Annotated in this window: 6 protein-coding genes; 5 read left to right on the forward strand and 1 reads right to left on the reverse strand. The window is 53.7% G+C overall.

Annotation, left to right across the window (positions count from 1 at the left end; all coding sequences use genetic code 11):
• Window positions 1–67: 67 nt before the first annotated feature.
• Window positions 68–583, reverse strand: coding sequence for a GNAT family N-acetyltransferase (locus EG028_RS18120; RefSeq protein WP_120515747.1), 516 nt, complete (start codon window positions 581–583; stop codon window positions 68–70).
• 222 nt (window positions 584–805) lie between these two features.
• Here EG028_RS18120 and EG028_RS18125 point away from each other — a divergent pair, with 222 nt between their 5' ends.
• The 5 genes from EG028_RS18125 to EG028_RS18145 all read left to right on the forward strand — a co-directional run bounded on the left by EG028_RS18125 (window position 806) and on the right by EG028_RS18145 (window position 12,166).
• Entirely contained in the window at window positions 806–1,408 is a 603-nt protein-coding gene (locus EG028_RS18125; RefSeq protein ID WP_162946346.1) for an RNA polymerase sigma factor, read from the forward strand.
• Window positions 1,409–1,552: 144 nt separating this feature from the next.
• Entirely contained in the window at window positions 1,553–2,722 is a 1,170-nt protein-coding gene (locus tag EG028_RS18130) for a FecR family protein (protein WP_120515749.1), read from the forward strand.
• 243 nt (window positions 2,723–2,965) lie between these two features.
• Complete coding sequence (locus tag EG028_RS18135; protein WP_162946348.1) at window positions 2,966–6,235, forward strand: TonB-dependent receptor; 3,270 nt, start codon at window positions 2,966–2,968, stop codon at window positions 6,233–6,235.
• A 23-nt stretch (window positions 6,236–6,258) separates the two neighbouring features.
• A complete protein-coding gene (locus tag EG028_RS18140) occupies window positions 6,259–7,701 on the forward strand; it encodes a RagB/SusD family nutrient uptake outer membrane protein (protein WP_120515751.1) in 1,443 nt (480 codons plus the stop codon).
• A gap of 391 nt (window positions 7,702–8,092) precedes the next feature.
• Entirely contained in the window at window positions 8,093–12,166 is a 4,074-nt protein-coding gene (locus EG028_RS18145) for a carbohydrate-binding protein (protein ID WP_120515752.1), read from the forward strand.
• Window positions 12,167–12,192 lie beyond the last annotated feature (26 nt).

The following is a 12,192-nucleotide window of genomic DNA, read 5'->3' on the forward strand; positions in this document are numbered from 1 at the left end:
AAAACCAAATAGAAAAAAGCGGCTGCATCCGATGGCAGCCGCTTTTTTATCCCGCAGCTATTTCTTTTTATAGCTGCAGCGCCATAACAAACATTTTCCTGTATTCGTTCCTGAGGGCTGTGTAATCAAGTTTTGTTTCGCCGATAACCCGGAACCCTCGTTTTTTATAAAATTCAACGGCCGTACTGCTGTCCATTGCTTTGAGCCAGATGACGCTTTTGTGTATTTGTTTTGCATAGTTCAAAACAAAATCTATCGCTTCTTTACCCAAACCTTTTCCCGCGGCTTCTTTTATAAAATATATGCGCTCCAGTTCCAATGCCGCGTCCGCGGAAAAGTCACCGGTCGCGCTGTCTATATTCAACTTCATAAAGCCCACATGTTTTTGCCCGTTATGGATCAAATAGAACGCCGCATTAGGGTCCGAGATCTCTTCTGCTAATTTTTCAGCATTAAAATTAGTTGCGATATACCATTCTGCCCCTCCATCTTCCCACAAGTAGGGGTAATGTTCCCGGTATGATTGTGCCGCAACCCGGATCAGGTCTTCTATGTCTTCTTTGGTGCAAGGTTTTATTGTCATGGCAGGTACGATGAGATGCGGCTAATATACAAAGAATATCAACGGCAGGGCTGTGTGAGGCGGGCATCATTGCCGTTTATACGGCTGTCCGGGGGCTGTGTTTCAGGCTGGAAGACAGTGGGAAAATCCTTTTTATTCGGCCGCCACCGAAAGAACGACTCCTTTTCAATAAATTTATTACTTTGGAGATCATTCAACCAGCAATCGCATCCACGTTCAGGCATGTTCGACCGTTCGCACACAGACAAAGCATTATTTCAGTTAATCGCTGAAGGCGACGAAGCCGCTTTCCGCGAGCTGTACCATGCCTATGTACCGCAACTGGAGCCGCTGGTAATGCACCTGACCAAAACCGCGTCCGTAACTGAAGATATCATCCAGGAGACCTTTTTAAGGGTATGGCTCAGCCGCGACAAGCTGCCCGGCATTGAAAATCCGCGTTCATGGCTGCTACGAATTGTCTTTTACCAGTCCTTTACCTGGCTGCGCCGCCGCAGCATACATCACAAAGCACTGGATGCCATGCCCCAGGGCGAGGATGAAATGCGCAGTACCACGGAAGAAGCGGTGGCATACGCGGCCATGCTGAGGTCAGTAGGAGAGGCGGTGCAGCAACTGCCTGCCCAGGCGAAAAAAATCTACAAACTCAGCCGTGAGCAAGGCCTTCGCATCCCTGAAATAGCGGAGCAGCTCCATCTTTCCCCCAGTACCGTAAAAAATTCCCTCGTCCGCTCCCTGCAAACCATCCGGCGGCATATGGAAGCGGGCGGGTTCTGGCTGCCGCTGGTGGTATTATGGTACCTGCCGGCTGTGCTGACCCTGTAAGGTCGGGTTACCGACCCGGCTTTCCCGCTACCATGGCTCATTTCTAAATTCCTGAAATTTTTTTTCATTCCGATAGGTCCTAAATATCCGGTTGCGCGTCTGTTAATATGAAAGCGCCACGTAAACTGAAAAACGATACCAAAATTGACTACTCCACAACGTATAGCCGAACTTCTTAAAAAAGCCGCGGACCACACGGCCACAGCGGAAGAATTGCAGGAGCTTGCCGACTTTGTGCAGCATGATCCCTCCGGGGAGCGCGCATTGGAAATGGAAGCGCTGCTGCGCAAAGATGCGGCGCCCCGGCAGGCATACGACCAGGCGCATTGGAACAAGCTGGCCGATCAGATCCTCGAAGCAGACCGCCCTCAACCGGCGAAAATAATCCCCTGGCGCAGTCGCGCGTGGGCGGCGGCCGTGGTGCTGCTCCTGGTATCTTCCACTACCTATTGGCTGCTGCGCAGGCCCGCTGCCGTAAAAGAACCTGTACTGGCTTCGCAACCTCAGAAAGACATTGCTCCCGGTGGCAACAAAGCTGTGCTCACGCTGGGGGACGGTACGGAAATATCGCTGGACAGTGCGGGCAATGGCATACTCGCGCAACAAGGCAACACCAAAGTGATCAAGACCCGCAACGGGGAATTACAATACGATGCGCCACAGCATGGCGGCCAAATGGTCTTTAACAAGATCGCCACGCCCCGCGGCGGGCAATACACCATTACCTTGCCTGACGGCAGCAGAGTATGGCTGAATGCTTCCAGCAGCCTGCGTTACCCCGCTGTTTTCAGCGGCAGGAGCAGGGTAGTGGAGCTGAAAGGCGAAGCTTATTTTGAAGTCTCCAAACAGGCAGGTCAATCCTTTGTAGTAAAAGTAGAGGAGATGGAAGTGAAAGTACTCGGCACGCATTTTAATATTATGGCGTACGATGATGAACCCGCATTAAAAACCACGCTGCTGGAAGGCGCCGTGGAAGTAAAAAAGGCGGATGTTGTCAGAACGCTGAAACCCGGCCAGGGCGCCAGCCTGCACCGCCAGAGCGGCACGCTCGAGTTGCTGCCGGAAGTGAATACCGAAGAAGCGGTGGCCTGGAAAAACGGTTTTATCCAGTTCGAAGGCAACGATATCCGTTCCGTTATGCGGCAGGTTGCGCGCTGGTATGATGTGGAGGTAGTATATAAAGGTAATGTGCCCGCGCACTTCAGGGGAATTGTGCCGCGTAATGTGCCTGTATCGCAGGTGTTAAAAATACTGGAACTGACAGGAGAAGTTCATTTTGAGATAGGAGACAGGCAAATCATTGTATCACCATAAAGCAGCGATCAACCAAATTTCGACGTTATGAGTCCCTGAGCTATGACACCACGATGGCCCGAATAAATGCCGGAAGCGTTCGTACCGCTCCCGGCGGGTTTGGGCGCATAAACCACAATCGTTTCGCAATTATTATTTAATTACCCACAACCGTACAAATGTATGCTTTTTTCCCAAAGCAGGCCCCGGCATGCCCGGCGGCAACTGAAGATTCCGCGATTATCAGCAAAAACGTTACTGATCATGAAATTGATAGTGCTTTTAATGACCACCGCCTTACTGGAGGTACATGCAGCCGGGTTCGCACAAACCGTGTCGATCTCAGCGCGCAGCACTTCACTGGAAAAGGTTTTTAAAGAGATCAGGAAACAAACGGGTTATACTTTCCTGTATACGGACGAGCAGCTGTTTCATGCCCGCGCTTTCAGCCTGGAGCTGAAAAACGTGCCGCTGCGGCAGGCGCTCGACCAGTGTTTTGAAAACCAGCCCCTGCACTATACTATTGAAAATAAAACCATTGTCGTAAAACGAAAGCCCGCCGCGGCCAGCGTCGCTCCCGCCGCTGATATGGTAGTGAAGGGAAAGATAACGGACGATAAAGAGCAGCCCCTGCCGGGCGCTACCATCCAGGTAAAAGGGACCTCGCGCGGTGTAACAAGTAATGCCGACGGGGAATACAGTATTGAAGTGCCCGGCCCGGATGCCGTGCTCATCGTCTCTTCCATCGGCTACGACCGCAGGGAGGTGCCGGTAAGCGGCAACGCGGAGCTGAATATCGCCCTCAATGTATCCGCCTCCAGGATTGCCGAGCTGGTGGTAGTGGGTTATGGCGAACAAAAGAGAGGCTCTCTTACCAGTGCCATTTCTTCGCTTACGGCCAAAGACTTTGAAGCCCAACCCGTGAACCGCATCGACCAGGTATTGCAGGGCCGCGTAACAGGCGTACAGGTAACGAATTCAGCCGGTTCGCCCGGTGGCGCGGTGCGTATCCGCATCAGGGGCGCCAACTCCATCAACGGCGATAACGGGCCTATCTACGTGGTGGACGGGTTTGTTGGCGCCGAGCTTTTTTCCATCAACCCGGATGATATCGAATCCATCCAGGTGCTGAAAGATGCGGCGGCCACAGCTATCTACGGCAGCAGGGGCTCCAACGGCGTTATTCTCGTTACCACCAGGAAAGGCAGCAAAGGCGGCCTTAAAGTGAATTTCACTACCCGCCTGTCTACCTCGCAGGTCATCAAAAAAATGGATCTGCTCAATGCCGCCGAGTTTGCCTCTACAGTAAACGAACGCGCCACGGCACTGGGTACCACGAAACCTTTTACGGACGAACAGATAGACGGTTACCGCAAAAACGGCGGTACGGACTGGCAGGATGAGATCTTCCGCAACGCACTCGGCCAGGAATACATGCTGAGCCTCTCAGGCGGTAACGACAAAAGCGGGTACTTCATCTCCGGCAACTATCTCAACCAGGATGGTGTGATCAACAATTCAAACTACAAACGTTACACCCTCCGCTCCAATATCAATTCAAAACTTACGAATAAAATTTCCACTTTCCTCAACATCACCGGCTCCTACAGCACGGCGCAGAACGTGGACATCCCGGCTGACGGGCCTCACAGCCCGCTCGCGCAAGCCGCTACCTGGTCGCCCACCGTGCCCGTGCGCAAGGCGGATGGCACCTACACCGCAACGGATCCAATCGGTTCCGTATTCTTCAACCCTGTAGCGCTCACCACCGAGCAGCTGTCTGAAAGGGAACGCATGCTGGTCAATACCATCGGCGGATTTAAGTTTGATGATATAGCGGTGCCTGGCTTGTCGTTCAGCATTCAGTACGGTGCGAACTATCTCGAGTACCAGGATAAATCTTTCGCGGGCAAAGTGGTGAACTCCGGCACGGCTACGGCCAGCCTCCGTACCAATAAGGAAACCAAGCTGCAAAACACCAATATGCTCAACTACCGGAGAACATTCAACGGGCACAGCATTGATGCCACAGGGGTCGTGGAATACCAGCAGATCGTATACAACTATATGTCCGCCGGTGCGTCCAACCTGACGTATGAATCTTTTCACTGGAATAATCTCACGCAGGGCACGCCCGGCAGCCCGGGTTCCGGCTATTCCAAATCATCTATTTTTTCCCTGGTGGGCCGTGTGAACTATGGTTATAAAGACCGTTACCTGTTATCAGCCGCTGTTCGCCGCGATGGTTCTTCCAAATTCCTGGGTGGGAATAAATTCAGTTATTTCCCTTCCTTTTCCGCTGGCTGGATCATCAGCCAGGAGCCGTTCATGAAAGGCCAGCAGTTGTTCAGCAACCTGAAGCTGCGCGGCAGCTGGGGCTTTACAGGCAACGATGGCGTTGGCCCGTACAGCACATTTTCCGCCTATTCCAACCGGAATGCTTCTTTCACCAACTCCACCTTCCAGAACGGCATCATCCTGGGCGTGATCGGCAATCCTGACCTGAAATGGGAAACCACTGAACAACAGAACGTCGGGATAGATGCATCGCTGCTGAACGGCCGTATTAACTTCAGCGCTGATTATTTCGTGAAAAATACCCGCGACCTGCTGCTGAATGAGAACCTGCCCATTTACCTGGGTGGTAATGTTATCACCCGCAACATCGGTTCGGTGCAGAATAAAGGCTGGGAATTTTTGGTGGACGGCGATGTTTTCGAAGGTGGCTCCGTTACCTGGAACACGGGTGTGAATGTTTCGTTCGTAAAAAACAATGTACAATCCACCGGCACGAAGTCCATCATTTTTGACCCCAACAACCGCCGTATCGGCGGTGGTATGTCCCCGCAATCCGAATTTGTGGTAATGGCGGGCAAGCCGCTGGGCGCTATCTGGGGCCTGCAATACCTGGGCACCTGGAAGCCGGGCGAAGAAACCGAGGCGGCCAGATTTGGCGCCAAACCGGGCGATGCGCGGTATAAGGATCTCAAGGAAGACGGGGTGATCGATGCGGGTGATTACAGCGTGATTGGTACCGGCATTCCCAGAACGACGCTGGGCTGGAACAACACAGTCAACTACAAATCTTTCTCCCTGAACATTTTTTTCCATGGAATGTTCGGATTCGACAAGCTCAACTACAACAATGCCGCGGCCATGTACCTCGGCGGCGACGCCAGGCAGGCTACGCTGCGCGATATCCTGGACCGGTACACGCCCGGCAAGAGCGAAACGTCCAACATACCGGCTTTCAGCGCTACCAATAAAAATTTCACGCAGTCTACCCGCTTCCTCGAAAAAGCAGATTTCCTGCGGCTGAAAAACATCAGTCTTTCTTACACCTTACCCAAACCCATACTGCGGCACGTAGGGCTGAAAGTATTTGTGAGCGCCACGAACCTGCTCACCTTTACTGATTATTCCGGCATCGATCCGGAAGCCAGCTCTTCGTCAGGCGATTTCAGGCAGGGGATAGATTACGGCTCGTACCCGAACGCAAAAACGATCACAGGCGGGCTTTCACTGAATTTTTAATGGTTTGATCCAAAACAGCAAACATGAAAAAGATATATAGTTTCTTACTCATCATCCTATTAGCCGGCTGCAGCAAATCACTGGAAGAAAATCCCCGCGGGCTGGTAATAGGCAGCGAGGGCCTGAGCAGCCAGGCCGGCCTGGAATCAGCGCTCACCGGCGCTTACGGCAGCCTGATGGTGCCCTGGGAAAGCGGTTTCACGACCGTCTCGCAGATTGCCATGAGCATGGGGGCGGACGATCTCACCACGCATCCCGGTTCCAATAAAGAGGAGTTCAGGGAGTTCGACCGCTTCAACGTATCGTCGCTCAACAGCCGTATGACGCCTATCTGGCGCGGTTGTTACAAAGTGATACAATCTACTAACAACATCATCAATAATTATACGGCGGTACAAGACGGCAACGAAGCCACCGTGCGCGCCATCGTGGGCGAAGCGTATTTCCTGCGCGCGCTCAGTTACTACTGGCTCACCCGCTACTGGGGTGCCGTGCCGCTGGTACTCAGTGAAAAATATACCTCCGACCAGCTGGCCATGCAGAAGAGCCAGCCGGCCGACATTTACAAACAGATCGAGGCCGACCTGCTGAAAGCGGAAGAATGGGTGCCCAATGCCAAACGTGATCCCGGAAGGCCGAACAAAGGTTCCGTAAAAGCGTTGCTGGCCGATGTTTATCTCACCGAAGGCGGATGGCCACTGAAAGATCAGGGCAAATACGCGATGGCTGCGGCGAAAGCGAAAGAAGTGATCGACAACAAGGCAGCCTATAATTTCGATCTTTACCAGGCCGGTTTCCTGAAAATATTTGCGGGTGGCACCTCAGAAGACGTATTTACGCTGTTCACCCGCGGGCAGTGGTCTACTTACAATTCCTTCTACGGCCTTTCCACCATGCCGGAAAATGAAGGCGGCTGGTCCGACTTTTTCCCCGAGCTGAACTTCTTTAGCAACTTTCCCGCGGGCAGCAGGAAAGACGCCACTTTCTCCACCTCTTTCGTGGTGGGCGGCGTTACAATCCCCTGGCAGGAGGTTACAACAAAACATCCCTATTACAAAAAGTTCACGATCCAGAGCGGGCAGAAAGACACCTACATGTCCAACAATCCCGTGATCATGATCCGTTATGCGCATGTGCTGCTCACGTATGCTGAAGCGCAGGCCCGCTCTGCCACCACTCCTTCGCCTGAAGCCTATGCCGCAATAAACGCCGTGCGGCTGCGCGCGGGGCTGGGGGATCTTACGCCCGGGCTTGGCAGTGCCGCATTCGCAGATGCCGTGGTAGATGAAAGGGCCTGGGAATTTGCCGGCGAATGGTGCCGCTGGTTCGATCTCATTCGCCTCGAAAAAGTGGAGGCCGCCAACGCCTCCAAAGACCCCGGCGACCTGTCTCCAGGCCCCATCACAAAAGCAAAATACTGGCTGCCCATACCCGGTGCGGACGCGCAGGTAAACCCAAATCTTTGATAAAGTTCGTCATTGTGCAAAAGTTCGTCATTGCGAGGAGCAGCGGGGATTTGTGCAGGAGCGCGACGAAGCAATCTCCCAATACTGGGTACATTAGTCCAATCCGGGAGATTGCTTCGTCGCCCCACCCGCTTAGCTCCGCGGCTCCTCGCAATGACGAGCTTTACCTTATCGGTATAGCAGATAAAATAAAAGCGATTATCCGTTGACCAGCGAATGCCGTCCTCGCAAATGCGAACGTGCTATTCACTTTAGCTCCGCGGCTTCCCGCAATGAAGGGCTTGATATTCGCTTTAGCTTTGCTGCGCAATGACGGCCTTTTCCCGAATCGGTATAAACAAGCGAATTATCACTCAGAAAGTTAATTATCCACTCATGAAAAACACCCGTTATGAAAAAACTTTTACTGCTCCTCCTGGGCGGCTTGTTATGCTGCAATATGCTGCACGCCCAGTTCCTCCTTGTGGATGACATGGAGGGCCATGGCCCCGGCTCTGGCAGATGGTCCTATTATGCCGGCCCCAACGCCACAGGCAATGTATTGTTCAATGTGCCCAACCCGGCCCCTTCATCCATTAACCCAAGCTCGCATGTAGCGAAATTCACGAAAGACACGACCTGCTTCGAGTACATGAGCGCCAGCTGCGGCCTGACCAGTACCTTCGACCTCAGCGGCGGCGCCGTGTTCAAAATGCTGGTGTACAGCAACGTACGTGAAGAAGTGATGTTTAAGCTGCAACCCGGTACCGACTACACGAAAGCGGTGTTTTTTACCTACAAGGTGAAAAACGTCAACCAGTGGGAAGAAGCTGTCTTTAATTTCCAGAGCGTGGCGAACAGGACGGATTTCAACCGTATCGCGATACAGTTCATCGATGGCCGCAAAGCCAACGGCATCCTGTATTTCGACCTGGTGCAGGCGCCCAACCCCATCAACATCACCTTCCTCAATACCCGCATCCCGATGGGGCATGAACATGGCGCGGTGATACCGGTGAAACTGAATGGCGCGGTCTTTAAACCGGCGCTTACCTCGTTGAACTGGTACGCGGAGAACCTGCCGCCGGGTGTGAGTATCGACAGCATTCAGCGCGTAAGCGATACGACGGCGAACATCGTGCTTGCCGGTAATTCCCCCGCCAACTATTCCCGCACCACGCTCAAACTCACGGTAGCAGGGCAGGAGGTGGAAGGCGCCAACACGCCGTCCTATTCAGTGAAAGGCAATGCCATTTTTGAAGGCAACCCCGCCTGGACGATGATCTACAACGACGAGTTCAACATAGACGGTGTGCCTGACCGCAGCAAATGGACGGTGGACCCGCAGCCGAAAGGCTGGATCAACGGAGAACAGCAGGTATATACCGATTCCACGCACGACAATGCGCGCGTTCGAAACGGGGACCTGGTGATCACCGGTAAAAGAGATTTTCCGAACGGCACGACCACCGAGCCATGGTCATCAGCCCGCGTCATATCACAAAACAAAATGGACCTGCTATACGGCAAGGTGGAAGTGCGGGCTAAACTGCCCAAAGCAAGAGGCTCCTGGCCCGCCATCTGGATGATGCCCACCAGCAGCGTATATGGCGGATGGCCGAAAAGCGGCGAGATAGATATCCTGGAGCATATCGGGAACCAGCTCGGCAGGGTGATGTCCACCGTACACACGGAAAACAATAACTGGACCAACGGTGGCCATCTTACCGGCTTCCGCAATTTCCCCGATGCACATACCGCTTACCATACGTATTCGGTGGAATGGTCACCGGATTCATTGAGGTTCACTTTCGACAGCCTGCATATTTACACTTACGTGAACCCGCAGACTGATTGGAAAGACTGGCCTTTTGACCAGAAATTCCACATCATCCTCAACCTCGCCATCGGCGGCGGTATGGGTGGTACAATCGTACAGGGCGACTGGCCGGACAGTATGAATGTGGATTACGTACGTGTATACCAGAAAGGCCTGGGCACGCCATATCCGGATACGGTGATCGTAACGCCTGCCAACCAGCTGGTGCTGGCTGGCAAAACGGTGCAGTACACCGCCAAAGTGCTGGATCAGAACGGGCATGTAATGAGCCTGACGCCCCAATGGAGTATTACCGGCGCCGGCAATACCATCTCCGCGACAGGGCTTGCCGCCTTTGATACTTCCGGCATCGTTACAGCCACCGCCGTACTGGACACGATATCGGTCAGCGGCTCGGCATACGCCAATGTGCGTATACCCAACTACAAGCCCATCCCCGCAAGAATAGAAGCCGAAGCATTCGATAACTCCAACTCCTGCTGCACCGAACCCACGCAGGACACCAGCGGTACGGTGAATGTAAGTTACATCGGCAAAGGCACCTGGTTTGATTACGACATTGATGTGCCCGATGGCAACCGGTACCGTGTACAGCTCAGGGCGGCGGTAAGCGCGGCTACCAGTGCCAATATTTACCTGGACACTGTTTTACTGGCTACCATGAAACTACCCGCAAGCGGAGGCTGGCAGAAGTGGATCACCGTATCCTCACCCAAATTCAGATTAAAACAGGGCAGGCAAACTATCCGCGTTTATTCCAATGCATCCGGCTGGAACTATAACTGGCTGCGGATCGTGGATGCGGACAGCGTGGTCGTTTCGAACGTAGTGGTAACCCCCGATTCCGTAACGCTTAAATATGGCGAAACCCAACAATACAGCGCCAAGGCATTTGACCAGCGCGGCGATATCGTATCATTCACGCCTGAGTGGAAATTGACCGGGGGCGACACCGCGAATGCGGTCAACCAGCAAGGACTGTTTACAGCGGGCAGTTCTACCGGGTGGTTTAAAGTGAAAGCAAGGGACGAAGGGGCGACTGGTATGGCCACGGTAAAAATAGTGCCCGTGCCGGTTTTAACAAGGGTGACCATTTCCCCGCGCAGCGCTACGGTGCCGGTGGATGCCTCCCAGGCGTTTTTGATCACCGGGTACGACCAGTTCGACAGTATAATGCCGGTGCCGGCGCAAAGCGGCTGGGCAGTCACCGGGCCGCGTAACCGTGTCAGCTCTGCCGGCGTGTTCACTGCGGGCGATTCTATCGGCACATTTATGATCACCTTCACCAGTGGTTCCGCGAAAGATACCGTGTACGCCACTACGGCCTGGACCTGCACGGTGAACGATCATTACGAGGCGGAGTCCGCTTCGTCCGTGGCCGGAGGGTCCACCCTGCAAGCCTGTACGGACGTGGGCGGCGGCCAGAACTATACCAACCTGGCAAGCGGCCACCGCTTTACCTACAGTAATCTCAACGTGCCTTCCCCAGGCAGGTATATTTTCCGCATCAGGATATCATCCACCTACCCGGGAGAAGCAAGGATAGGGCATAGCGGCATGGTGTTCGGTGTTATTAAAATACCCAATACCAGCGGTCAATGGAGGACCATTTCAGATACGGTTACATTGCCTGCTCTCACGACCACGAATATCACCGTGGGTACCGGCGGCTTTAAGTTTAACTGGTTCAGCCTTGAGAACTGCGCGCCGGAAATCGTGCGGGTAGACCTGAGCCCGGATACAACAGACGTTACCAGTGGTAACACGCTGCCGTTCAAACTGACGGCTTATGATGCGGCCAATAACGCGGTGATGCTGCCAGTTACAGAATGGACCACCACAGGGGCCGGCAATGCCGTGAGTTCCCTGGGCATGTTCACAGCCGGAGCAACGGCGGGCAGTTACACGGTGACGGCGAAGGTGCGCGGCTTCAGCGTTTCAGCGCTGGTAAACGTGGTAAATACCCTCTGTACTGTCAATAACAGGCACGAAGCGGAAGTTTTCTCCAACCGCCATGCGGGCCCTTACCTGCAACCCTGTACGGACGTTGGCGGCGGGCAAAATTTCGCGGGCCTGGCCACGGGCCACTGGTTCTCCTATGATGACCTGAATGTGCCCACAGCGGGCGTATACACCGTCAGCGTGAGGGTCAATTCCACATCAGCCGGGCAGATCGGTATCGGCCACGGGGGCGTTACGTTCGGGCTGATAGATGTGCCCAATACCGGCGGCACCTGGCAAACGGTGAGAGACACAATGACGTTGCCCGCATTGACTTACACCGGCGTAAACGTAAAAGCAGGCACGTTCAAATACAACTGGTTCAGTATCGACAACTGTTCCGCGATTCCGGTTGAACCCGCACCGCTCATCGCAATGGCTCACAAGGCTGAACCGGAGGATGCAGCGCCGCAGACGGCCAGGGCTTATCCCAACCCCGTTTCGGGCAACGTGACCATCGACCTGCCTGAAGGATTCCGTACGGTAACCTTATTTGATCTGCAGGGCCGTGCGATCAGGCAATGGAGCATACAGCAGGGTGAAACCAGGCTGGTGAGAGATCTCAGTTTCCTGAAAGATGGTTTCTACTTTATCAAGCTGGAAGGGAAGAGGAAAACGGAGATGATCAGGATAATAAAACAGTAATAAAAATTGTGCTTTGTGAAGCGGGT

Origin of the sequence: Chitinophaga barathri, assembly GCF_003807585.1 — a bacterium.
In the GTDB taxonomy this organism is placed as follows: domain Bacteria; phylum Bacteroidota; class Bacteroidia; order Chitinophagales; family Chitinophagaceae; genus Chitinophaga; species Chitinophaga barathri.

Coding starts and splice junctions, on each gene's coding strand:
- EG028_RS18125 (WP_162946346.1), top strand. CDS start 806: ATGTTCGACCGTTCGCACACAGACAAAGCATTATTTCAGTTAATCGCT.
- EG028_RS18135 (WP_162946348.1), top strand. CDS start 2,966: ATGAAATTGATAGTGCTTTTAATGACCACCGCCTTACTGGAGGTACAT.
- EG028_RS18145 (WP_120515752.1), top strand. CDS start 8,093: ATGAAAAAACTTTTACTGCTCCTCCTGGGCGGCTTGTTATGCTGCAAT.
- EG028_RS18120 (WP_120515747.1), bottom strand. CDS start 583: ATGACAATAAAACCTTGCACCAAAGAAGACATAGAAGACCTGATCCGG.
- EG028_RS18140 (WP_120515751.1), top strand. CDS start 6,259: ATGAAAAAGATATATAGTTTCTTACTCATCATCCTATTAGCCGGCTGC.